The sequence below is a fragment of the Fontibacillus forbon genome, from assembly GCF_046559655.1.
Classification (GTDB): Bacteria; Bacillota; Bacilli; order Paenibacillales; family Paenibacillaceae; genus Fontibacillus.
The window spans coordinates 1,174,428-1,198,374 of the sequence record NZ_JBKGFV010000001.1; the positions used below are offsets into that span (position 1 = coordinate 1,174,428).

The 23,947-nt window shown below is 42.7% G+C and carries 20 protein-coding genes; 3 read left to right on the plus strand and 17 right to left on the minus strand.

Going from position 1 to position 23,947, the window contains the following annotated elements; all coding sequences use genetic code 11:
- Positions 1–6 precede the first annotated feature (6 nt).
- The 4 genes from ACLB09_RS05435 to ACLB09_RS05450 all read right to left on the minus strand — a co-directional run bounded on the left by ACLB09_RS05435 (position 7) and on the right by ACLB09_RS05450 (position 2,739).
- On the minus strand, positions 7–309 hold the full coding sequence (locus ACLB09_RS05435; protein ID WP_410768737.1) for a hypothetical protein: 303 nt from the start codon (positions 307–309) through the stop codon (positions 7–9).
- A gap of 58 nt (positions 310–367) precedes the next feature.
- Positions 368–1,246 (minus strand): EamA family transporter RarD, encoded by an 879-nt coding sequence (gene rarD / locus ACLB09_RS05440; protein ID WP_410769004.1) that lies wholly within the window; start codon positions 1,244–1,246, stop codon positions 368–370.
- Between the two features lie 72 nt (positions 1,247–1,318).
- Complete coding sequence (locus ACLB09_RS05445) at positions 1,319–2,479, minus strand: hypothetical protein (RefSeq protein WP_410768738.1); 1,161 nt, start codon at positions 2,477–2,479, stop codon at positions 1,319–1,321.
- Positions 2,480–2,511: 32 nt separating this feature from the next.
- Positions 2,512–2,739 (minus strand): hypothetical protein, encoded by a 228-nt coding sequence (locus tag ACLB09_RS05450; protein WP_410768739.1) that lies wholly within the window; start codon positions 2,737–2,739, stop codon positions 2,512–2,514.
- A 243-nt stretch (positions 2,740–2,982) separates the two neighbouring features.
- Here ACLB09_RS05450 and ACLB09_RS05455 point away from each other — a divergent pair, with 243 nt between their 5' ends.
- Complete coding sequence (locus ACLB09_RS05455; RefSeq protein ID WP_410768740.1) at positions 2,983–3,438, plus strand: hypothetical protein; 456 nt, start codon at positions 2,983–2,985, stop codon at positions 3,436–3,438.
- Between the two features lie 88 nt (positions 3,439–3,526).
- Here the strand turns inward: ACLB09_RS05455 and ACLB09_RS05460 are convergent, their stop codons facing one another.
- The gene (locus tag ACLB09_RS05460) at positions 3,527–4,738 is read right to left on the minus strand and encodes a bis-aminopropyl spermidine synthase family protein (RefSeq protein ID WP_410768741.1); all 1,212 of its coding nucleotides are present in this window, start codon (positions 4,736–4,738) and stop codon (positions 3,527–3,529) included.
- 474 nt (positions 4,739–5,212) lie between these two features.
- On the opposite strand from ACLB09_RS05460, the gene ACLB09_RS05465 reads away from it, so the two are divergent.
- Positions 5,213–6,004, plus strand: coding sequence for a class I SAM-dependent methyltransferase (locus ACLB09_RS05465; RefSeq protein WP_410768742.1), 792 nt, complete (start codon positions 5,213–5,215; stop codon positions 6,002–6,004).
- A 101-nt stretch (positions 6,005–6,105) separates the two neighbouring features.
- Here ACLB09_RS05465 and ACLB09_RS05470 read toward each other — a convergent pair whose 3' ends face one another.
- The 11 genes from ACLB09_RS05470 to ACLB09_RS05520 form a co-directional block, all read right to left on the minus strand.
- Positions 6,106–7,374, minus strand: a complete 1,269-nt coding sequence (locus tag ACLB09_RS05470) for an MFS transporter (RefSeq protein WP_410768744.1) — start codon at positions 7,372–7,374, stop codon at positions 6,106–6,108.
- Positions 7,375–7,461: 87 nt separating this feature from the next.
- Entirely contained in the window at positions 7,462–9,537 is a 2,076-nt protein-coding gene (locus ACLB09_RS05475; protein ID WP_410768745.1) for a HelD family protein, read from the minus strand.
- 10 nt (positions 9,538–9,547) lie between these two features.
- Entirely contained in the window at positions 9,548–10,306 is a 759-nt protein-coding gene (locus tag ACLB09_RS05480) for a MerR family transcriptional regulator (RefSeq protein ID WP_410768746.1), read from the minus strand.
- 367 nt (positions 10,307–10,673) lie between these two features.
- Positions 10,674–10,991 carry an ester cyclase gene (locus ACLB09_RS05485; RefSeq protein ID WP_410768747.1) on the minus strand — a complete coding sequence of 106 codons (318 nt, stop codon included), beginning with the start codon at positions 10,989–10,991 and terminating at the stop codon, positions 10,674–10,676.
- Positions 10,939–11,574 carry a CatA-like O-acetyltransferase gene (locus ACLB09_RS05490; protein ID WP_410768748.1) on the minus strand — a complete coding sequence of 212 codons (636 nt, stop codon included), beginning with the start codon at positions 11,572–11,574 and terminating at the stop codon, positions 10,939–10,941. The genes ACLB09_RS05485 and ACLB09_RS05490 overlap by 53 nt, the downstream gene beginning before the upstream one ends.
- A complete protein-coding gene (locus tag ACLB09_RS05495) occupies positions 11,564–11,701 on the minus strand; it encodes a hypothetical protein (protein ID WP_410768749.1) in 138 nt (45 codons plus the stop codon). Before ACLB09_RS05495 ends, ACLB09_RS05490 begins: the two co-directional genes overlap by 11 nt.
- Before the next feature lie 218 nt (positions 11,702–11,919).
- Positions 11,920–12,903, minus strand: a complete 984-nt coding sequence (locus ACLB09_RS05500) for an alpha/beta hydrolase (RefSeq protein WP_410768750.1) — start codon at positions 12,901–12,903, stop codon at positions 11,920–11,922.
- A gap of 397 nt (positions 12,904–13,300) precedes the next feature.
- On the minus strand, positions 13,301–13,537 hold the full coding sequence (locus ACLB09_RS05505; protein ID WP_410769005.1) for an FAD-dependent oxidoreductase: 237 nt from the start codon (positions 13,535–13,537) through the stop codon (positions 13,301–13,303).
- 146 nt (positions 13,538–13,683) lie between these two features.
- The gene (locus ACLB09_RS05510) at positions 13,684–14,427 is read right to left on the minus strand and encodes an SDR family oxidoreductase (RefSeq protein WP_410768751.1); all 744 of its coding nucleotides are present in this window, start codon (positions 14,425–14,427) and stop codon (positions 13,684–13,686) included.
- Between the two features lie 39 nt (positions 14,428–14,466).
- Positions 14,467–15,327, minus strand: coding sequence for an aldo/keto reductase (locus ACLB09_RS05515; protein WP_410769006.1), 861 nt, complete (start codon positions 15,325–15,327; stop codon positions 14,467–14,469).
- Between the two features lie 57 nt (positions 15,328–15,384).
- Entirely contained in the window at positions 15,385–16,536 is a 1,152-nt protein-coding gene (locus ACLB09_RS05520; RefSeq protein WP_410768752.1) for an MFS transporter, read from the minus strand.
- A gap of 174 nt (positions 16,537–16,710) precedes the next feature.
- Between ACLB09_RS05520 and ACLB09_RS05525 the strand changes: the two genes are divergently transcribed.
- Positions 16,711–17,250 carry a TetR/AcrR family transcriptional regulator gene (locus ACLB09_RS05525; RefSeq protein WP_410768753.1) on the plus strand — a complete coding sequence of 180 codons (540 nt, stop codon included), beginning with the start codon at positions 16,711–16,713 and terminating at the stop codon, positions 17,248–17,250.
- Positions 17,251–17,823: 573 nt separating this feature from the next.
- Here the strand turns inward: ACLB09_RS05525 and ACLB09_RS05530 are convergent.
- Positions 17,824–23,943: a hypothetical protein gene (locus tag ACLB09_RS05530; protein ID WP_410768754.1), complete on the minus strand. Its 6,120-nt coding sequence runs from the start codon at positions 23,941–23,943 to the stop codon at positions 17,824–17,826.
- Positions 23,944–23,947: the final 4 nt, after the last annotated feature.

Consider the following 23,947-nt stretch of genomic DNA (forward strand, 5'->3'; position numbering starts at 1 on the left):
AAAGCCCTAAAAGCTAATGGGTTGACCTATAATCGCTAGACCAAGGCGGGCCGCCATTTCACGGGCGCACAGAATATTAGGATCCACCACAAAAAAGTTAATCTCTCCATCGGGGTCATATTTCTTTTTGAAATCACGAAAACTCGCCCCTTCTGTTCCCGTATGCTCGCCGGTTGCCCATTTAGACGGCTCTTGTCCCATTCTATACGGCTTACGATTTATCATTGGTGAAATCCTGCGAATAAGCGAGCATTCGTGAGAAAACTGCATCGTACCGAGGGAGTTTAACCCCAAACAGAAATCAGCCATCTCCTCCCCTACGGACGGAAATGGCTGATATGATGGTACCGCGTGGACACGTTTGCCGTCAGCTCGCCTTCGCTAGTTTCATGCCGCGAACCGATGCCGTGGCGTATACGACAAGCGCTGTCCAGATAAGCGCGAAGCCGATGAGAAGAACCGGTGAGACCGATTCCTTGAACACGAATATGCTCAGTAACAGCATGATCGTCGGCCCGATGTATTGTACGAAGCCGAGCGTGGACAACGACATCCGGGCTGCCGCTCGCGCAAAGAAAAGCAGCGGCAGCGCTGTTACTACGCCTGAAAGAAGCAGTTCAATGAATGTGGACGCAGGCAGCGTCCATGCCGTCGTCTTTCCCGCGGCTGCCAAATAGATCCAGTAGCCGAGCGCAATGGGCAGGACTACAGCCGTCTCCGATAGTAAACCTACAGAAGCGTCTTGTCCGATTTTCTTTTTCGCGAGGCCGTACAAGCCGAACGTCGCGGCCAGTGAGATCGAGATCCATGGGAATCGTCCGTAGTCGATGGCGATGATCAGCACCGCGGCGCCAGCGATGGCAATCGCGAGCCATTGGCCACGGTTTGGCTTTTCACGAAGGAAGACAACCGCAAGCAGCACGTTCAGCAACGGGTTCAAATAATAGCCAAGGCTTGTCTCGACGACATGGTCGTTGTTGACCGCCCAGATGAAGATGAGCCAATTAGCAGCGATCAGCAGTCCGCTAGCGGTAAGCGACAGCAGTAGCGAGCGGCTAGACGCAATCCGCTTCATGTCACCCCAGCGACGCTGAACTGCGACGAGAATACCCATAAAGACGAACGACCAGACAACCCGATGTGACAGAATCTCTCCTGCCGGCACATCGTTAAACAACTTCCAATAAAGCGGGAGAATCCCCCACATGATATAAGCGATAATTGCATTGACCAATCCGTTGTTCATAATCAATTTCCCTCTTCTCACTCCGATGTCTTAACGGATTATACTCCTCGATCATTGTTTAAGTAAAGAGATTCATATTTTTACCGGACCAATCCGACAGATTTTTAATGGAAAATCATCTTTTTTAATAATGTTCCGGACTTTTACTTGAACCAAAGAATCTAAGTAATTCTTATATTGGTCCCAATCCATAACGTTAGTGCTAATACCGAGTCTTTGATAGATTAACATCGAACGTTCCTTTAACTTTTTATCCATTGTAACAAAAAGATCCGTCCCCGCTGCATAGCTCATATGCTCGATATCGTGTGCACTGCTTTTTATTGCACGTTTCTTATCTGTCTTATATCCTAGATTATCTAACGCACGAACAAGTGCATATATAGCTTGATGGACAAAAGAATATTGTTTAATTCGACCTTTATCGTCGATGTACTCTTGAAACTTCTCAGATACACCAATAACAGTTGGGTGGTTAAATACCTGATCAAAGGTTAATTTGCTCAGGTAGACTTCATCGGTACGTTCGGGATGAAATATTTTACGATCATCCGTGGTAATAATTCGGTAAGCTTCGATGTCAGATGCGACTTCACTTTTTAGTACCCTGCGCATACCATATTCCGGATCCTCGTATGCTAGGCTTAATTCGTTACCATCAAAATTGGAAATAAAGAGAGAACTGGTGATTTCCCGGATATTTGATATTATCTTTTGTTCCTCTTCTTCATTGTTCATGCGTTTAATTTCCTCAAGATGAGAAGGACTGAAGACGTATTCGACGTCAACATAGCCAGGGGTAAGCCTTATCCTCTTTTCTTCCTCTTTATGGAATTTGTCAATTACATTGTGGTCCAAATAAACAAGTTGTTTATTATTCGGTATGTATGGGGTTCTATTGAAATCTTCAGGGTTTGCCTGACTCGCATGCAAGTGTCGAAGGATTTGATCCTGGCCTCTTGCTTTTCTCACATATTGCTCACTTTCTTTCAACCATTGCAGCTCTTTGCCTTCAAACAAATAGCCATATACTAACAATCTGTTCTCCACAAAGGTCATGCAATCGTCACAATCCAGACAAGGCTGTTCAATTGCCCCGGATTCTAGTTTATCCTCAAGAAGGATGCATACCATTTTCAAATGGCTATAATCCTTATATTCTCCCTGTCTTATCTCTTCTAACGTTTCAGCTAGGACGTGGGCCATCCCGCCAAAAATAGCACAACTGTCCATATTAATCCCCTTCGACGGCGAATATCTTTCAATTATTTATTCTTCTGCTTTGCAACTTGCATACCGCCGATGATAAGCATGATTACCCCAATTACTGCCAGAATAATCCGAACTAAGAATGGACTCAATGAAAACACAGTCTCACCTTGCAAATGCAATCCGAACAATCTTTCATCTAGCCCGACAATCTCCAATAATGGATTCAGAAACAAAATCAGCAATAAAAATACTGTCCCCCAAATAATATTGCTATTGTTCATTGATTCAAAACCTCTTTTCCAATTTAATTAAATGAAGACAACTGGTCCATAATTCACTGTAATAAAATGCTTCCCCCGGGTGTCATATTTTGTAAGAGTATCAGGAAAATATTTCTTCCGTCAATAGATTTGGCGATAGAGATCTCATCTGTGTCTTTATTTCTATAATGGGAAGATATGTTATACTCAGGGAAATAATTAAGATAGTTTATTATATTATATATCATCGGAGGAGCCGTCGAGATGCTATCAGAAAAAGTAGTCAATTATTGCAAAAGCAAAAACTGGTGGTTTGAAGACGTTTTAGAAGAGTACAAAAAAGTTTTAGAAAAGTTAGGCATCGATTTGGGTTCAGATTTTGCCGCCTTCTATTTGCATGCAGAGGACGGGCCGACTTTCATTCATAGACGACGTGAAATCTATCAGATTTGTTGGTTTATGGTCAATTCTTCTGATTATCGGTTAGGTATGGAGAGAACTCACGCAGTATTAAAATTACCTGAACAATATATTCCCTTGGATAATTTTGAAGGGGAGTTCTGCTTTTTCTATAATAAGAACACAGACGAAGTGTTAGGCTTAGGATTGGGTCAGCAGTTAGAAGATTTTTTTGCCGGTAAATTGAATCCGCAATGGAAAAGCTTCAACTCTTTTCTAGAATGGTATTTCGAACTAACAGATTCGTCTGTGAAAATATAGATTTAAGCCGGCAGCTACCACTATGCCATCAATCGGTGCAAATTCTTGTCCTTGATTCCCCCGCTCCCATTTCGCTACCTCGGTCAATTCACGAGCTTAAATCCGTCGAATGATCCCCCTTGTCTTTCCTCTCTGAAGAGACCCGTTGTTTGGCCACCAGTTCAAACGTATCATGGCCGCAGCCCCCGCACCCTTCATTCTTTAACTGCTCTATAGTCGCAAACTCCTCGTTGATACCGACAAGCACATCTTTTGTGCATTGTTTGCAGCGGTAAGTACGAAGGGTTTGTTTCACCTCGCCTGTATACAAGGCATCCGTGAATTTCTCCGTATATTCGGGTTTCGTCTGATCCGTCGTCCGCAGTATAAACATTTGGCTCCGGCCTGCGATCATTTCTGCGCCTTCGTAGGCGTTGAATTGCGGGAAATTCGCGTTGACCGTCAGCCCCATGCGGACAAATTCCCGCTGCATGGCAAGCATAAAGGCAGGCGATTTATGGGCAAAAGAGAGAAATATCGGCAGTCCTTTCTCTCTTTTCAGAGCTTGAATACCGCGTGATACGAACAGCCCCATTCCCTGAAGCGTATACGGAGGATCCGTAAAGAAGCAATCAAACTGCTTGTGAAGGTTTTCCGGTAGTGGCTCCCTCAAATCAACTCGGTGGCATCTAACCGATAATCCCCGCTCCTCTGCAATCGATTCAATATATTTTAGGAATCTTTCGTCTATATCAAGAACATCCACATGGGTAACGGTGTGCCCGGTATCCGGAAACAACTGCTGTAGCAGCATACCTATAGACACACTTACCAGATCATCATCTCCGACACATAAAATCTTCTTTCCGATCAACGCATGGTGCTTCAAACAAAGAATAGCTCGGCGTAAGCTTGTTTCTGGCGTGCATTTGGACTGATCGATCTGAACATCCACAGACGGCCGATGCGATAATAGTTCCTCCAGTATAGGCAATATATCTTTTAGACTCTCTTTCCATTTTGTCTCATCAAACAAATTGTGATAAAGGGAATGGTTCAAGCCGCGGAACCCCCATTCCCGCTCGATCCATGCAAGTCCGTCAGTTGTGCAGCGGACACCTCGATCCTGCACGAGTGCCCCCGCTTTAATCAATTCCCGTTTAATAGCCGCAGCGACAGGGGTCGGGAGCAGCGTTTTTCGCGCTAATTCTTTCGTTGAAATTCCCGGGTTCAAATAACATTCGAGTAAGAGCTGCTCGATCACCTGTGGCCCTTCTTGCAGCCGAACATACTCACTTGCTTGTTCAACATAATTCTTCATGCAATCCCTCCTAAAATTGTAAATTCGCCATTGTGAAAATACAAAAAGGGCAGGAATGAACATACGTCATCCCTGCCCTTTTTGGAAACTGCCTAAATATACACCTCAAAAAAACAAAAAAATCCGAGCTCAAAACAGCACGGATTGCGGGTGCATAACAATAGTCAGCACTAAGGCTTAGATTAATATCCGTTGTTCTTAACTAATTCCGAAGCCCTCAAAATGTCCATAAAGAAACAAACCATGCAATTTCAGCAATTGGTTTTTGGGATTGTTGAAAACTTCAAGTATGGAATTTGGTTAGTTAAGAACTACCGCCGACATCAAACATTTCTCCTTAGTAATGATTAATTTATAATACCACCCATAATTTGTTGTAGTCAAGCTGACCAGAGGGGCTTTAAGTTCGCCCTTCACTTATCTGTTACATATGGTAAACTGAAATTTAATTACATATGATGGAGGGTTTAATCCATGTCATCAAATCAAGAGAAAATTCGTGTGAACTATAAAGATGCTTTAATAGAGGATGAAAGATTTCTTCGCGATAAGGCTAGCCAAATGGAGTCTTTCTATACTAAAAAGTATATTGGCGAGTATCTTTCCTCAGAAAAGAATGTTATTGAAATTGGCTGTGGAACAGGTCACTATGGAATGTATTTTGCTGAAAAGTGCAGTTCTTATTTAGGCATTGATATTACACCCGAAAACATCGCATTGTTTAATCAGAAAATATTGAACTCCGGCTTAAAAAATATTACAGCTCAAGTTGGTGACGCAACAAAACTCGAAGGCATATTAGATAAAAGCTATGACCTTGTATTAATTTTGGGCCCGATGTATCACCTCCCGCCGGAGGAACGCAATTTGGTAGTACAAGAAAGCAAACGAATATGTAAAGAAAATGGTACTATCGTTTTTGCATATATCAATAAAGTTGGTGCTTATTTGGGAGGCTGCTTTATGGCACCTGAAGCTTATCCGAGTAAAAATGCTACCGACTTCGTTTTCAATAAAGGAACTGACGATATACGACCAGAGGTGTTCTACTTCACAAGTCCAGAAGAAATGGAAATGTCCGCCACCAAACACAACTTAACCGTTATTAAAAATGTTGGAGTTGATTTTTTATTTTGTGCAGAAGCAATTAATGCAATGTCTGATGAACAATTGGAGCAATGGATGGTACTGTCTGACGTTATGAGTCAAAGCCCGTCCTGCGTAGGTGTTAGTAACCATGCGTTACTTATTTGCCAAAATAGCTAACTTATAATCTGTTCATTTCCTTGTGCTTTCTGCATGCAAAAAAGGCTTCCCCAATTACCATAATTGGAGAAGCCTTTTAAGTGTGTGTACAGGGTACGATATTACACTTGATTATCGCCCATTTCTCTAGTTTCCGAAGTATAGATCCCCTCTCGATAGAAGCTTCGAGACAGGCGGAGATTCATAGCAAGAAGGATAATCGGGACAGCACACACGATTACCATTGTCTGTATTCGCACAACATCGGCTAAGGGACCAAAGATGGCCATGCCGAGGGGCATGAAGCCGCTAAACATGACATTCAGCAAGCTGAAAACCCTGCCCATCATCGAAGGTTCGACCTTTTCCTGCACCAGTGTGTAAACCGATGTTTGAGCGAACGGTATAGTAAAACCGATAAAGAACATGAGCACTACAAAGAGCCAAAATACGTTTGTGAATCCAATTGCAAGTGATGTTACACCATAAACCAGCATCCCCAAGAAAAGAGTCTTAACTCTGTTCTTAAATCCTCCGGTTGCACCGAGCAGTAGGCCAGCAAGCACGGATCCGGCAAAACCAACCACTTCACTCACAGTCAGGAACATGATATTGTCGCCGAAGGTTCGTTTAATCATGAGGGCTGCGAGGAATCCCGAAGGAACGCACAGGAAAATGTACAGACCGTAAGTCGCGAACAGCTTTCTTAAAAATCTGTTATTCCATGTGAAGCGGAACCCTTCCCTCATTTCTTCAAATGCAGATGTTTTCTCTGCCTTGGGAACGGGCTGATGCTTTGGTATTTTTAGAGTCGAAAGGATACCGATTCCGATCATGGCAGTCGCAACGTCAATAAAAAGGATGTTGTAGATCGGACCGATAGCCATAATCGCACCTGCCGCTATAGGGGAAACAAACTGCACGATGGACTGAATCGTGCCATTGTATCCGTTTATTCGGGAAAGCTTGTCCTGGGGGACGATTTGCGGAAGGGCAGCGTTTACTGCCGGGGAATGAATTCCTCCGCCAAGAGATCGGATGGCCGATACGATAATGATTACCGGCAGAGTCGCATTGCCGGTGTTACCCGACATCATAAACAGAGCGAGCAGCAGGGTTGTGATGGCAATAACCCCATCGGATAGAATCATGATTACTTTGCGGTTGTATCTATCCGCCCATACTCCCGCAATGGGTGAGATCAGCATTTGGGGCAGGAATGAAGCCAATGTCAGTATCGTAACCCAAATCCCTGACGAGGTTTCCAGCGTTACATGCCAGATGATTGCCATCTGTACAAGTTGGGAGCCGAATAGTGAAATGCCCTGCCCGAACAGAAAAGCCGCAACTCTTCCCTTCCAGCTTTGAGATTGTTTTTTATTAAGATTCATGTTGTTCCTCCTACCAAGCACCACAAAAATAATTACTTAAAAAAGTATACATCCAGCCTATCAACTGGTGGCATAATGGAGACTTATTCACCGTTGATTTCGTTTGTGCCCTCGCTGAATGGAACTAAGGATGCTAGTAAGTTCTCCGTGATAGGTCAGTGTAAGCTTATGCATAGCCCTTGTGCATGCAATGTACAGTAAGCTCCGGTCATATTCCGATTGATAAACATCAGAGTTTACGGAAGGAACAATTACTTCATCAAACTCAAGACCTTTGGCCATATATATAGTGGTGATAATAATCCCGTTTTCAAATTTTGAGCTGTCGGAATTCAGAAGGGTAACTTCATGTTTCTTTTTCAATTCTCGGTAGAGTTCTTCTGCTTGACCGATTGATCTGCAGACAATACCAACTGTTGCTAAACCACTGTTTTTAAATTCCTTAAGCCTACCGTCTACCACAGACAGTTCAGAAATCCAATCATCACATGGGATAATCTCCGGTTCCTTTCCATGTCGTTCGATAGGCTCAATGCTGTTGTTTTGTATATTCTGAGCAAATTTGATGATTTCATAGGTGGATCTGTAGCTTTTAGTGAGTGTTACGTACTCTGTATTTTCGTAGAGCTTAACAAAATCCTCTCGTGAAATGGAGTTATAAGGGTTAACGGATTGACCGAAATCACCCAAAATCGTTTTCCTGCAACGAAACAGCTTGTTAATGACCGCATACTGCACCGGCGTGTAATCCTGCATCTCATCAATCACGGCATGTTTAATGTCATCATATCCCTGTATCCCTTCAAAAAATATTTTCAAATAGAGATAAGGGTACACATCCGATGCTTCTAATTTATTTTTGCTTTTAAGCGAGAATAAATCCGGTCTTTTGATATATTCAAAAAAGCCATTATAGAATGACAAAGTACTATCATAATGCAACATTGAAACTAGCTTTTTTATGACCTCCTTTTTTCCAGGGATGTTTCGCTTCGTTCTGGTTTCCGATTTTATTTTCCCAAGAATGTTTCCAGCGATTTCTTCCATTCTTTGAAGAATTGGCCTTGCTTTCAGAGCATGATATCTCGTTTGGATAAAATCCTTTGAAATGGCAGTTTGTCCAAAAGAACAATCACAGGGGGAGAAAAGATGATCATCCGCATACTCAAGGTACTCATCCAAAAGGGATAGGAACTCCATGGAGGACTTGAATTGAATTCGTTCCGCCAGCTTTTTGTCATTCCCTTCTAGGGTCAGTTCAATCTGCTCGGCAAATCTCTCGAAATCGATGGAATTATTCAGCATCTCCGCCGCAATATTTTCAAACCCCGTTTCTGTCACAGGCTCTTCGCCCAACTCCGGCAATACGTTAGAGATATAATCGGCAAATACCCTGTTAGGGGAAATGATCATAATATTCTGAGCGGCTAATCGGTCTTTGTACTTGTATAAAAAGTAAGCTATCCGGTGCAGGGCAATGGATGTCTTCCCCGATCCGGCGACGCCCTGAATGACCAAGACATTGGCCTTTTCATTTCTGATAATCTGATTTTGCTCTTTTTGGATGGTCGCAATGATATTTTTCATTTTTTGATCCGAGGTATGGCTCAATTCTTTTTGAAGCACCTCGTCACTAATACCGATTGAGCTCTCAAGAGCATATTCCATAATGCTGTTTTTAATCTTAAATTGCCTTTTCAGGGTCATTTCCCCTTCGATCTTGCCCACAGGAGCATCATAAAAGGCAGGCCCAAGCTCAAAATCGTAGTACATCCCGGATATCGGGGCTCGCCAGTCGCATATCAGCATATTGCCTTTTTGATCAACATAAGAAAACCGTCCAATATAAAACGGCTCTGCTCCGCCCTCATCGTTAGGCCTGAAATCAATTCTGGCGAAATAAGGCGAATCCATTAACTTTTCGATCATTTCTCGCCTTTTTACGGTGAATTCACCTAAGTTTACGTTTCGGCCAATCGACTGCTCGTTTGAAAAAATCTCCATGGAATCCATATCACTTCTATTTTTCCAAAGATCTTTCATGGATTCCTTAAATTCATCTTCATATCTGGAGACCGTTTGATTCAATTCATCTAAAGAATCCTCCAATTTTTCCATGATCATGTTCAGATGCTTTATTTCATCAGATAAAATAACTGTCATTGTTTTACTCCTAATTTTGATGTTTTTCGACATTGCCTTTCCTTATGGCATCAAGTATTTTCAGCATTTCCTGTGCATCCGCTTCTGCCATGTCGAGTGCCGTAATATACCGATCCGTAGCGAAAACAATGTCTTCCTCTTCGCCTGGCGTATCAATAGCTTCTCGTATATTTCCTTCTCCACGATCCAGACGATTCAGCATGCGCAGAATGGACATCATGGAATAATGGGCATTCCGAAGGATAGAGATGATTTTCAGCCGGCTCATTTCCTTGGAGCCGTATCTTCTGTATCCGTTGGCACTCCGCGGCACCTCAATCAAACCGTTTCTCTCCCAATCCCGAAGAACGTCTTTTGTGATACCGAGAGCGTTGGCAGCTTCAACTCTGCCATTGAACACAATCGTTTCTACTGATTTTTTGCTGTTCTCAATGATATTAAGCGCGATGCTGATCGCTTCCTCCGCTCTGACTTTTTCGATCAGCAAATGCTCTAAATAGTTCAATGTGCTTTGATACGCGCCCTCAATATCATCCGTTGCCGCAATCTTCACGATTTCATAGACTTCCTGCCTGAGCCTGTCACTGATAATCTCCGCGCGGAAGGCAGTACGCAACAGCCGAAGCTGTTTAAGATGTCTGTCATTAAAGATTCGGTAGTTGCCTTCAGTCCTTGGTATCGGAGGAAGCAGTTTCAGCTTTTCATAAAGCCGTATGGTATTGGGATGGACTCCTACTAATGCTGCTATTTGAGCGGTTTTATATGTCATGATGAATCCACCTCCTTGGGTTTCTGCTGCCTCTACCAGAGTTATCATAAGAAACATACCATCAAATTATACAGTGGTGGCATAGTGGAGAGTTTGAAATTGAAAATGCTTGTCATCAGAAAATTCTTCCTCAAACTTATACACAAAATATTTCAAGATCGCGGCTATTGCACACGTTGGTACCAGGGGAATCTTTCGTCACCCTTAGAAATAGAAGAAGCCATCTATTCGGAGACGGCTTCTTCTTCAAAGATACTTAATCATTTAATTGAGAAATCTAAAAACTCACCTAAAACGGTCGATCACACAGGCAGCTATAGCTTAATAACCCATGCACATTTCAACTCATGTTGAAAAGCGCATCATGTTATACAGGTTTTAACATACCCTCAGCATATAAAGTGTCAAAAGTATTTACAGCGCCGCCATGTTCAACTATTTTTCCATCTACTACCTTATCAATATCAACCCCTGTAAAAGTAAGCTTTTTATGTGTCGGCTTCATACCGAGCCATTCACCTTCATGTGTTCCTTCCATTATGAACTCTGAAATAACATAGTTATCATCTTCAAACTGTCGAATAATTTTCATTGTATAGTCGGGGTAAGTTTTCTTTACATCAATTCCAATTTTAGCTATTGTACGAAAGATGTTTCTGTATATGCTCAACCAATTTCCCAACATGAAAACCATCTATAAAAGAGTGATGCACTTGAATAGAAAATGGCAGTAAAACTTTTCCGTCTCTCTCAAAGAATTTTCCCCAATCAAACATAGAATTGGATTTATCACTTTTCCCTGCATGTGTATGCGAAAAATGTGTAAATTGGATCCAGGGTAAAGATGAAAATTGGTATACATCGTTTGCAACTGGGCCTGTAATATACTCCTTTTGATTAGCGACGGTTTCTCTTGCAATTTCAATATATTCTTCCATGTCATCAATCATGGGGACATTTACGACCTTAAACAGTTCAGTTTCAGCATTTAAGTAAGTAAAAGAGGTATGGATAGTATCATATAGAACAACCTCATCGTTTAAAAAACGATATCGAAATTCTTCAATATCATTGGCGCATTTCGTTACAGTATGTATAAAGGCTAAAGAAAACGACCATTTATTTTCCTTTACCTTTTTTATGAAATTTGTAATGTCCAGTTCAAGACACACATTATATTGTGGTTGGAGTGCATTCCTGAAAATTTCGCAATGAAGCTTTCTCTTCCAAGTCGACGTATTGATTATTTTGTATGAATTATCTGACATATGAACTCGCCTCCTCTACTAATTTACCCATGAACAGGTCTTTCACCTCGATCGGGGCGAACGGCAGACTTTCGAGCGTTCTGCGCTCCTTCTCTCCCGCATGTTTGCCATATGACCACATCAGCACGTACGCGACTCATGCAATCAAACATATTACGAAGAGGTTCATGAAATCGTTCACTGAAGCCTAAAAAACTTTATTGAGAAGTTCGTTTTCAAATTAGATATATTCCTAAGGGTTATCGGAACATGTTCTTGTCCTCGCATTTGGGACATGAACTTGTACCGATAAAACAAAAAAACCACGGCACCGAGTTCGGCACCGCAGTCAAATTATCAACCATACTATTGGATTTGCTTCATGTACGCTTTGAATTCCTCAGCGATTTCTTTGAATTTCGTATGATGCAGGTAATGTGAACCTTCCATCGGGATCATTTTGCCCTGTGCAGATTGTTTGATTTGCTCCTCATGCAGCGGAACCCACTGCTCATTGTTCTCGTTATTCGATTGAACGAAGAGAAGCAACGGCAAATCACGAGGGTAGGTGAGTCGTTCTCCATTTTTGAAATTGGAACCGAGGTGTCTTAACTCATCCATCATCGTTGGATTGCTCGTGACTTGATTCGAAATCAAATTCATCTGTTCTTTGGTATGCTCATCGAATGCAAGCGACTCATATGGATCTCCGCTCACTTTTTTGAGCAATCTCATCAGACCTGATTCTTGAAGAAACTGCATGGATTTCAAAGGTAATTTGACATCCATGCCGGGTTGATTAGGGACGCTGCTATCGATGCCGACAAATGCAAGAACTTCATCCGGATAGGTGTTCACATAGGACACTCCGTAAAGTCCCGCGATGGAATGTCCCATCAGAACGTAACGGTCAATCCCCAACTGCTGCACAGCTTCGTGAACTTCGCTGACGATATTCTCCGTTGTTCTTTCTTTCTCGGTTTCGTCGCTCAATCCATAACCGAAAGGCTCGATCGCAACGACTTTATAATTCGGAGTTAATTCATCGATCAACAATTTGAAATCAAGTGCAGGCGACGGAGTTCCTTGTCCCGGAAGGAGGACGACGGTCTGTTCGCCTCTGCCTTGAATGAGCACATTCATTTTTTTTCCATCCACATGGACATACTGGCCATACGGTTCGATTTTCTTTCTCTCGACTCCGTTACTGATTGCATTAACGATAAACACGATGCCCATGAACAGCACAAGCGCCCCGAGAATACCTCCAATTATTTTTAACCATAAGTTCCGTTTCTTGCGGCTTTTGGTCCCGGTTTTTTTTATTTTCACCGTTTCTATCAAGTTCATCTTCTCCTGTCCTTATATCTGTAGATCCACCTTGGCGACATATTTAAAGTTTAATCAAGGAAGATGTCCCCTTCGAGACGGCAATATGAACGGAATATGAACAAGCACAAAAAAGAGGCGTTACATCCGAAAGATGTATCGTTTTGCTCTCTATGCATAGGCTTTAAGCGCTTACTAAGTATTTTTGAGACGGATGACTTTATTCCGCACCTTTTTCCCGTCAGATTCCATAAAATTAGCTTTAGACTGAGCCTAGTAAATGTAACAACGACAATAAAGAACGAGAAAATAAAGTCCAAAGCGACGCTGTTCCATTGAATTAACGTTTCCGTTAGTTTAATTCTGGTGGACTAAAAATAACTTTTTTTATTTGGTAACTGAGAGGCAGGTATACATTTTACCGTCCGAAAGATCGGCTAAAGGATTGCCCGGATTGAACAATACGGCGCGCCTCCCTAAGACGGATAGTTTCATACTTTAAAAGAGCTTCAGTTGCTGTCATTCCTATGATTCTAACTGCAACGCATTCGGCTAAAGTAGCGGCGTCTTGTAATGATGCATTAAATCCCGATGCAGTTAATGGTGTAGGTAGATGTGCAGCATCCCCTACGATTGCTATACGTCCTTTTACAATTTATAAATGATTTCAATATATTTAACGAAAAACTACACTTCACTGTAATCTTAATAAGAAAAACCGAAGCTCCTGAATGGAAATTCGGTTTTTCTCATGATTTCAAACGCGTAAAAGCGGTATCTATCAAATTTTAGGTTCCCTCATTACATCGGTTGTTTAGTTGGACGGATTAAAATTTCATTGATAGCAACACTTTCAGGTATGTTAATCGCATAAGCTACTGCATCAGCAATATCCTCTGATCTTAATCCATAACCTTCCTTACTTGCATTTTCCTTTAAAGCTTGTACTACTTGTGGGTCTTTTATAGTGTTCGGCAGCTCAGTATCCACTGTTCCCGGTGAAATCATCGTAGTTCGGATATTGTTTTCATGTTCCTCTTGGCGCAGACCTTCCATAATAGCTCGAACGGCAAATTTCGTTCCGCAATAAACAGCGGCGGTAGGGATAACAATATGACCAGCAACGGAATCAGTCGTAATGATATGACCGGATTGTTGTTTTTTCATGATTGGCAAAGCTGCAGCGATCCCGTTAAGGACCCCCATTACATTGATGTCTAACATTTGTCGCCACTCATCAAAGTGATTTTCTGACATTAGAGCAAGCGGCATGATACCAGCGTTATTGTAAAGTACATCTATACGACCATATTTCTTTATTGCTAAGTCAACAACCGCTTGAACTTCGTCTTTATTTGTTACATCTGCAGCTAAATACGAAATTTCAGCATTTGGCAGCGATTCTACAAGTGCTTTCAAGCGGTCTTCACGACGAGCAGCAATAACTAGTTTTGCTCCTTCTTGTGCAAGCTTCTTGGCGGTAGCTTCACCAATCCCGCTTGATGCTCCCATAATAACAATAACTTTATCTTGAATATTAGACATTCAAATACACCCTTCCTTAATGCTAATTAAATTGATTGTTCATTTATTTTCTTCACCAAACGTATAGTTAGCCATCCATTTTACAATTTCCGGATCATTATGCGATAAGAACAAGCTCTTACCCGTATCTAACGTAGTAATGATCTCCATATCCCCCTGGCTTAATTCGAAATCGAAGATATTGAAGTTTTCAATGATTCTTTGCTTCTGAACGGATTTTGGGATTGCAACAACTCCTCTTTGTGTCAACCACCGTAAAACCACTTGAGCGACTGATTTATTGTACTTCTCAGCCACGGACATTAAAACTTCGTTCTTAAAGAGGTTATTTCTTCCCTCAGCAAAAGGCCCCCAGGATTCGATCTGAACATTATACTCATTCATAATTTTTGCGCTTTCGATTTGCTGGCAGAAAGGATGAGTTTCAACCTGATTTACGGCCGGAACGACTTCATTATAAGAAATCAAATCTACCAGACGATCCGGATAAAAGTTGCTGACCCCGATTGCCCTTATTTTACCCTCACGGTAAAGGTCTTCCATAGCTCGCCAAGACCCATATACATCCCCAAACGGCTGATGAATTAAATATAAATCTAAATAGTCCAATTGCAGTTTCTCTAATGATTTTGCAAAGGCTTTTTTTGTGTTTTCATAACCAGCATCAGCAATCCAAAGTTTTGTCGTAATAAACAATTCTTCTCTTGGAACACCACTTCTTTTGATGGCTCTACCCACTGCTTCTTCATTCATATAAGAAGTTGCCGTATCAATCAGACGATAACCAGCCATAAGGGCATCATAAACAGCTTGTTCACACTGGTTTGGATCTTCGATTTGATAAACGCCAAATCCAAGAATAGGCATCTCAACGCCATTATTCAGTACTACTTTTTGCATCATTCATTCCCCTATCCTTCGAATTTTCACTCTTATAATGTTTTGAGATCTGCTTTTTCATTTATTTACATAGTTTCTGATCATAAGACTTGCTGCACTCAAGATCAGGAATAGGACTCCTCCTAAAACAAGGTATTCGATACCCATTCCAAAAATTATTAATCCACCTACAGCAGTTCCAATTGTCGTTCCCAAGTTACTACAAGTAAGAAATAAACCATTCGCGAAATCTGGTGCTTCTTCAGCAGATGATGCGATCAAATATTGACCCATATTATTCCCTATTGCAAATAGAATTCCCCAAATCAAAACAATAATCAAAACCAGCGGACTGGCATACTTTCCGACAACAAATGCCAGTAATGAAACGATCCCTACAACGATCACATAGTATGCCACGGATTTCTCAGCCATTTTGGCAATTAATTTCCCTGCCATAATGTTGCCCATAATACTTGCCAAACCATAAAGAAATAACATTAAACTTAAAGTGGTTCCAGAGATATTTCCAACCGTACCCAGATACTCTGAAATGTAGCTGCTAACCCCAGATACTGCTGAAGCGATAAAAAGAAACACAGCAATCGATAGCCAAACCATCGATCTTTTTAATACGCTTGTTTGTGCTCCGTAAGAGAGTCTCTCCTTAACTGGCATGGAAGGAACAAACAGGATTGTCGCAATGAGTGCTACGATATTAACGATCGCAAAAAATGACATTGCGGCTTCAAGCGAAGCTTGATTGGCAAGAAAATTACTTATGGGTACACCAAGCACCATACCTGCCGATACGCCCAACATGACTTTAGAAATAGCCTTTGGAGCTTCCACCTTATTGACAGAAGTCGCAGCTACTGTCAGTGCCAGTGAACAATAAATGGGATGGAAAAAGGCTGGGACCACACGAGCAATTAGTGCTATCGTAAAGTTTGCTGCAAAAAGAGAGACAATATTACTCATAATAAAAATACCAAGGACAAGCAGCATAACTTTCCTGCGGTCTATACCCGAAAACAATAATGGCATGGTCGGCCCAGAAACAGCTACCGCTAGTGCAAAGACACTGACCAGCCACCCAGCCTTAGATATGCTGACATCAAAGTGCTGAGCAATTTGAGGCAGTATACCAATGATGCCCATTTCCGTACTGAGGATACCAAAAACACCTAGTGTTAAAATCCATACTAACAAACCATTTTTCTTTTCCACTCCAACCTCCCTAATCACTTTTCAAAAAAATAATTCACTCTGATGGATTAATACCCTCGTGTGTATTATTATATAGTTGTCACCTTTTCTGCAATGACCAGATCAGGATCATTTGTGTATTAGGAAACATGAAGTGAAATATTGTGTATTATTTTTTTGAAAGTTGGTGTTTTTATGTCTAAAATAGATCGGCGAATATTAAAATCCCAAGAAGCAATTAAAAATGCAGTTGTAGCATTAATGAACGAAAAAGAATTCGATCTAATTACGATGCAAGATATTTCCGATAGAGCAAACGTAACTCGAAAAACAATTTATCTTCATTACAAGGATAAATATGACTTATTGGATAAGCTTATTGAAGAGCACATAAATGAACTTTGGGATATATGTTACTCGGAATCAGCTTCCGCAGCTCATTTAACCTGGTTCGAGTATTTCGAAAGAGAATACTCATTTTTTTCAGTTATGATTGCTAGTAAAGGAGCTCCTTTTTTCCGCAGCAGATTCCTTGATTTTGTCATCAAGGATATCCGCAATGGGTGGGAAATGATTGAGGGGAAAAAGATCGGGTTAAATGAGGAGGTTATGATACAATTTTTCGCGCCGGCATACGTAGGACTCGTGGAATGGTGGTTTACTAATGGCATGCCTTACCCCCCTCGTATGATGGAAGAACAAGTGACGATAATGTTAGAGAAAAATCTATTATAGCCCTAAGAATTAGCCGCTTTTCTCACTTATTCCTTGTATTTTCTCCTGTAGGAAGGGAGCCGGTATTTAGGTATATGAATGACGAAAACGATGAGGATACACGAGATGCTAACCGCTTTAATGCCCATCTGAGCGATTGGCGAAATATATTCTTCAAATAGAAAATGATGGATGCTTTCAAGAGAAGCATACCGAAACAGCAGAATACTTGGGGGAGGAGTTATCGACATTTATTATACACACTTAACCAATTCCATGAAGACGGGATATTAGAAAAAAAAGGAATGAAATATTTTATCAATAACAAGGAAAAGTTAGAAAGAATGAGTTTAAACAAGGATTATTTAGTTTATTTGCTAACTTGAAATCTAAACAAGCCGTTATGCTTTTTTCATATCGGGGTACTCCAACATTCATAGGAAGCGAAACACGCCTTACTCATTTTTATCACGTATTCTTCCACTTGTTCGGTGCACGACAAAGAACCCTTTCCTGGGTTCTTTGTCGGTTGTTCAATTTAATATGGGATCCTCTTCCTATGGGGCCTTCTCATATCTAAAATTTTTGTTTAATTTATCTTAATTTATTCAATGGGAGTTCAAGCCTACCCAAGGAAAGAACGGGCTTCGTATTGGTAGTCTCCGGGTGGTGTGGGTAAACCTTGAGATTGATTACGAACCTCCCTTGTTCTCCAATCGGTCCGTCCACCCTATTCAAGCAGTACTCCAGCTCGCTGCAAAATGCTTTAATCGAAACATCGTCATCCGTGTAAAGGAACGGATGCTTTAAGCAAATCGGAATAGATACCTCCGCTTCATCTTCTTGATCCATTAAGGGGTGAGGGGGTTGTACCTTTAAATACGGGTATCGATAAACGGCCGAGCAAACAAGCGTACAAGGATAAATCTCATTCGACCCGGGCTTGAACAATTCCTCCAACAGCGTTTTAATGTGGGCCTCCACCGTTTGGGTCGATGCATTTGACTTTAACACCGAAATATCGATGCCGGCATTGCTTTTAATAACAGGCGCCACAGGATCAGCAGGCGTCACTTTGGGAGCACGATACACAAACGCTTCCGCCGTTGCCTCTTGGTAGGTAGAACTTCCTTTAAGCAACGACTCGTTCCGAGTCTTGTATAAAGAAGCACGAGCGCTCCTAAAGCTAAGAATATCGATCCCGGTAAACTTTACTGTCTCTTCGATATCCGCCAGATGAAGCTTCTCCTTATTCGTTAAATACCGCTTGAATGTGGCGTCATTTAGCGTCTCTTCGATGAAGAATCGGAATATCCATTGATTATTAGATTTTGAAACCGTTTCGGATTGATATCCGCCAAACCGAATCTGGATATCCGATGCCGGGATAGGTCCGGTTACTGAATCGAGTACCATTTCCAATGTCGTATTTCCCTCTTCCTCCTCTGCTTGACCGATTCGTGTCCAGGTATGAAATGTAGTGAACAAACCGGATGATTTGGTCTTAGGAAGTCGTCTTGTCGGTGACTTCCAGCTGTCCGCGATACCTTGAACTGCCTTAAGCAAACAAGCGACTGCTTTATCTTTGCCCGTATCAAGCATATGGGTTCGGATGTCTTTCCTAATATGCCGAAGCTGGGCCATCGCTTGCGGAAGAGTGTCTTCCTCCGTAAGGAGAACCGGCGAGTCATCTTCATTCCATTCGATTACATATTTTACATCCTCCTGAGCAGGAGCATCGTGTCCTAATTTGTAGGAAAAGGCATAGTCCCATTTCCGTACCTCTTCCAAACTGCTTGAGTCCGCCGGGGCGGACCATTCATGCCGCGTTAATTCAGGAGGGACGGGGTGTCCTTTAAGCACAACGGGTATCATTCGATCCCCCAATTTGAGTTCTGAAGGATTGACCAACTTAATCCAGGCAGAAGACTTGAACCCCTTCACATCACTTGCGACATGCTCGATATGACTCACCTTGTAAGTAATATCTTTCGCCATATACCGGGAATATCTTCCGGCATCTTTGACATTGAATAAGTACGATAACAGGTTAATCCCTTCCGACAGGGACAGCTTGGCTTTAGAAAAAGAAGCCTGAATCTTTGTGACACTTGGTTGCTCTGACTTCTCCTCTATCCCGGTAACATTCGCCGTAATCGATCCGTAGAGGCCAATGGATTTCATCAGTTCGGGATCCCCGTTCTCTAATTCGACGCGCACCGGCTGCTGTATAATCGTATCTTGATCATAGGAAGCGGACAGATGTACGAGCATAGCGTCCAAATAACGTTTTCGGGCGGCAGGTAAATCATCTTGACTGAAGGTTGCCTCTTTCAACAACTTCCCAAGGTGGTTGACATTGCTTGTGAACGAATTTGCGATGTTTTCCTTGCATTTCAGAATGGATTCTAAGGTCAGACCTTGATCGATCTCCCCGATAACCTGAAGATATGGCGGCCGAAGCATTTCATCGATAAACTCAAATGTTTCCAAGGTCCATTGATCCAAATCTGCCTCTTGCTCGGCAAATAGCGCAGGATCATTAACGGATTCCCCCGGCTCCGCGAATGTTTCATAGTTTTGTACAAGAAAGCTTCGTTTATGTTTCACGGTTTCTAAAGGGGCCGCCGCGTAAAGGAACGTATCGGTTTGCAGCTCAATTTTGATGTTGCCGTGCTCACCGATGCCGACTATCCACAAACGATTGGCATCCTCCCCCTCAATCCATGCTCCCCGGGCTAATTTGTATTTTTGGTTCTCCTCTATCACATCGGCCAATTGCTTCAATGTTTGCTTGTCTTGAACATAAGTTCCAGGTTGACCGGGCTGGCCGGTCAATTGGGTTACGGATTCGTGAGCAATTCGGCTGTTTCCGTTTTTCGCTTCAGGAATGCTCATGAGCTCCGGATCGATTAGCTTCGCTTCGGTTCGTTTGATCGACAGATCCACGGTGAATTCAAAAACAGGCTCTTTAATGTCCCAATTCACGTCAATTGTTGCAGATAATACTGTTGTAATTGGGCTTGGGGCCGTTATTGACATCAGGCTGCACCAACATTCCAGAGCATATTGTTTCAAATCCGTCGTTACCGTAACTTGATGATTACCGATCGAGGAACTTAAATATGCCTGCACATCAGTGCGTGATAAATGATGATATGCCGTAGCATAAATATCTTGGGCCACTTCCGGGTCCGCCAGCTCCCGCGGATCGAAATGGAGACTGATGCTTAACGACATGCCTTTCTCCAAACGGTATGCCATCGTTGTTCCCGGCCATTGATGGACCGGAACGACAAAGTCCCGGTACAGAATGGGCATTTCATATTGTTTACTCCAGCTATCAAGCACATTTCCGAATCCGTCCCGGGGAGTAAGCTTAAGGCGCAAGTTCTCCCCGATATGGGAATATGGATCATACTCGGGCTCCTGACATTCAACTATTGGGCCAGATACAGGCGGTATATTCTCAATGCGCAGCACGGAACGGTACTTCCGCCATTCCTCCGGTTCGGCGGAATTTGTATTCGCGGGACATGGGAGTACATTAACGACGGACACAGGCGCAATGGGTACATCTGCAGCATCCTGATCGTCAAATACTCCGTTTCCTTCAACTTTCGTACCGATCAAATGAAACATCCGGCGGAGATAGGTGGCCGGATCGAACGAACCCGGCGGAGTTGGAGCAGGATGCGGACGATATACTTCCAAACCTACATGACCGGGCTGGAGTATAGGCACCTTTTTGAATAACAACTCATCCAGGAAAAAATAACTGGCCGGCTTGTCCGTTACAGGTGCGGATGTAACTACTGCATTCATGTAAGGGGCGAGCGTTGCAAGCGAACTGTAGCTCAATATTAGCTGAGCCTCGAAGACATCGCCGTTCCCGTAATTGGACCACTCGCTGCAAATATATTTTAAATAAAACCCGCCGGAATTTACGGTTCCGCTTTTATATAGCGAAGAGGCAAAGATATCCAATACATTATTACTATTGGTTAGAGTTAGTCCTTCACTATCTTTTGGCTCACTGAACGTCGTCAGATTGCTCCGGAAAATCATCACGGGCTCATTATGGGAAACCCATTCGCTTGTCTGGCTGTCGCAATGCAGGATATGAACGCTTTTCAAGTGTACTTCATCCGCCGGAAAGTTGTCCGTCGGAAGTTTCCGAGCCAGCCGTTCGAGAAGCTTTTGTCCATAGCCGGTTGCACCGCGCAATTCGTAAAGGTTGTCATACTGTGTCTTGACCAGCTTGACTTCCACGAAGGTTGCCAAATCATATTCCGAGCGTTGTATTTCCTTACATTCTAATTGATCTCTGCGGCACAATTTTAGTAATGGAGGGTCGTCGCTCATAAGCCTGCGGCCCAGCGCCGCCGAGAATACATGGAGACCCTTACTTGGTCTGGAGTTAATACTCCAGTTAGCTCCCGGCTTGGCCGGGAAGGATTGCGGGACTTCGGCATAAGGCCGAAGCGGTCGAATACAGGGCCATTCTTGATCGGGCGATGGAACTGCCACATCCAACAGATCCCGCATACGTTGGAGTTCGCAATCCGGGAAAGTGACCTCCAGCTTATCTTCATCTCCAGGAGGTTCCGTACATGTATTCATTTTTACCGCTAGTTTGTTTCCCTTCTCAAGGGTAAACTTTAATTTCGAGATTTCATCCGGTTGGATTGCAAATAATTGTCCGATTTCGGAGTAAATGGAGTTTTGGGTACCTCCCTCTGTGACGCGCAGTCCAAACAGCGCAAACCGGGATTTCATGGCGGCCAGATTGGATACGAGAGTCGTCTTATCATCATTCGTTTTAGCTTCCAATAATTCTTTGATAAATACTTCAATACGCTCCGTTCTATCGCCGATGGTTCTCACAGCAAAGTTAATGATTGACTTAATGACCAGGGTTATCGCGTCTTGCATCCAGTGCACACACATCGTCTTTGAACGGGCTGATACATTCGAGCTTGGCTGTAGAAGAGATTCGTCATATTTTCGCTGGGAATCCGTTCGTTGATCCGCCATACTTTTGTACATATGGCTCTTTATTTTTTGGATATTTTGTTTCGAACGGGGCATTTTTTTGTCATAATCCCACTTGTCATCTTCAATCGTTCCATCATTCTTCGTTTTTTCCAGGGTCAACTTAAAATCGGGAAGCATTGGGAAAAATACGAACGATTGTATCTCTGCCTCAGGATCTTCAGTACAGTCATCTGCCTCGGGAGGACATACATGAAATTCGAAATAATCATTTAGAAAAGGGACGATATGTTGTTCATAATCAATTGGAGATTGCGAAATCCCGTCCTTAATTAATAAATCTTGAATATTCTTCAGCTGCTGTCCACTGATGTTCTGACTCATTAATTCGTCATAATTCGTGTCCCTGCCGAATAAATACGCATTCACCGCCCATAGAAATAATCCCTCGATCCACTTCGAAAAAGAAGGATCTGTTGCCTCGGAGCCCGGAGCAGACATATATAGCATAGCTGCGCACTGAGCATCTTTGTTCCCCCCTTCGTCTCGAATAGACAGATGCGGCAAGAAGTACAGCGAAATTTTCTCTTTTCCGCTTTTCGGGAAAACCCGCTTCCAGACCAATTTATCTTCATCTTGAAATGCCGGTGCATCCAACAATAGAGCAGGACTATACCAAGGAGCGTCTTCGGGCCGATCTTCGCCCATCGTAAAGTCCATTTCAAAATGTTCATGAAACTCTTTCGTTATCTTTCCTTTAGTGAATCCGAAGTTGACTTCAATTTCCCCCGAAGCGTCCACATTGAAATCAAAAACAATATCTGAGCTTCTGTAGGCCTCCATGATTAAATTGGCGGTGGTGCTTACCTCACAATCGATTTCCGCCGTCAAGACCTCCAAATCCACTCGCCCAAAAATATTCCCTGCCAGTCCAAGCACGCCCTTGTACCAGTTAAATTTGTCGTGTTTCGGAATGTCATCAGCTGATCTAAATGTGGCGATAGTCCCTTCAAGAATGCCAATTCCAGTAATACTCAAACCCGCTTCCAGAATCCCTTGTCCGAATGACTTGCCGTAACCGAGCTTTACGGCTATTCCCGCTTCAATGATGGATTCAAAGCGGCCTACATCTTCTTTAACCTCGGGGACATTGGCATATGCCGAGGTTTCATTACTCTTGCGAGAAAAGTAAATTCCTCCCCAGCCGATATACGGAGGCGCTTCAATGCAAAGAGACCGTGAAAAATCAAGGCCTGCCGGGAATCCGATATCTATCTTAAAGTCCCCGTTACGGTACAAATCGAAGGAAACCTCCGGAATGACTATTTTTACGGCTCCCATATCGGTTGAACGTTGCGCGTCGGGAAGTTGAATTGCTCCGGAAAAAAGGCCCGGGGCCCCTTCTCTTTTCTCATATTGCACTTCTGCCTGCAGGCCCTTGAACGGACCAGCCATTCCATCATCATCGAGTCCGATAAAAAGCCCGTAGCGATGATGCAGATCCTGGAACAATGCGGCCAAGTGGATATAACGAAGGGGTTTAAACTTAAGCCCGGCAATCCATCCGCTGTTGGGGTCATATTTTAGATTATCCGGGAAAGAGTCACCGGCAGGTCCAAATACTTCCTCCATCTTATCAACCGTAGCTTCAACAGATAAGGATTCATCCAGCTCATCCGAAGTAATAAACTGCCCAAGCGCTGCAAATTCTTCTTTCACAACC

Bases quoted from the DNA above. Each gene is read 5' to 3' on its own strand.
- ACLB09_RS05435 (WP_410768737.1), bottom strand. From the start codon at position 309: ATGGCTGATTTCTGTTTGGGGTTAAACTCCCTCGGTACGATGCAGTTT.
- rarD (WP_410769004.1), bottom strand. From the start codon at position 1,246: ATGAACAACGGATTGGTCAATGCAATTATCGCTTATATCATGTGGGGG.
- ACLB09_RS05445 (WP_410768738.1), bottom strand. From the start codon at position 2,479: ATGGACAGTTGTGCTATTTTTGGCGGGATGGCCCACGTCCTAGCTGAA.
- ACLB09_RS05450 (WP_410768739.1), bottom strand. From the start codon at position 2,739: ATGAACAATAGCAATATTATTTGGGGGACAGTATTTTTATTGCTGATT.
- ACLB09_RS05455 (WP_410768740.1), top strand. From the start codon at position 2,983: ATGCTATCAGAAAAAGTAGTCAATTATTGCAAAAGCAAAAACTGGTGG.
- ACLB09_RS05460 (WP_410768741.1), bottom strand. From the start codon at position 4,738: ATGAAGAATTATGTTGAACAAGCAAGTGAGTATGTTCGGCTGCAAGAA.
- ACLB09_RS05465 (WP_410768742.1), top strand. From the start codon at position 5,213: ATGTCATCAAATCAAGAGAAAATTCGTGTGAACTATAAAGATGCTTTA.
- ACLB09_RS05470 (WP_410768744.1), bottom strand. From the start codon at position 7,374: ATGAATCTTAATAAAAAACAATCTCAAAGCTGGAAGGGAAGAGTTGCG.
- ACLB09_RS05475 (WP_410768745.1), bottom strand. From the start codon at position 9,537: ATGACAGTTATTTTATCTGATGAAATAAAGCATCTGAACATGATCATG.
- ACLB09_RS05480 (WP_410768746.1), bottom strand. From the start codon at position 10,306: ATGACATATAAAACCGCTCAAATAGCAGCATTAGTAGGAGTCCATCCC.
- ACLB09_RS05485 (WP_410768747.1), bottom strand. From the start codon at position 10,991: ATGTTGGGAAATTGGTTGAGCATATACAGAAACATCTTTCGTACAATA.
- ACLB09_RS05490 (WP_410768748.1), bottom strand. From the start codon at position 11,574: ATGTCAGATAATTCATACAAAATAATCAATACGTCGACTTGGAAGAGA.
- ACLB09_RS05500 (WP_410768750.1), bottom strand. From the start codon at position 12,903: ATGAACTTGATAGAAACGGTGAAAATAAAAAAAACCGGGACCAAAAGC.
- ACLB09_RS05510 (WP_410768751.1), bottom strand. From the start codon at position 14,427: ATGTCTAATATTCAAGATAAAGTTATTGTTATTATGGGAGCATCAAGC.
- ACLB09_RS05515 (WP_410769006.1), bottom strand. From the start codon at position 15,327: ATGCAAAAAGTAGTACTGAATAATGGCGTTGAGATGCCTATTCTTGGA.
- ACLB09_RS05525 (WP_410768753.1), top strand. From the start codon at position 16,711: ATGTCTAAAATAGATCGGCGAATATTAAAATCCCAAGAAGCAATTAAA.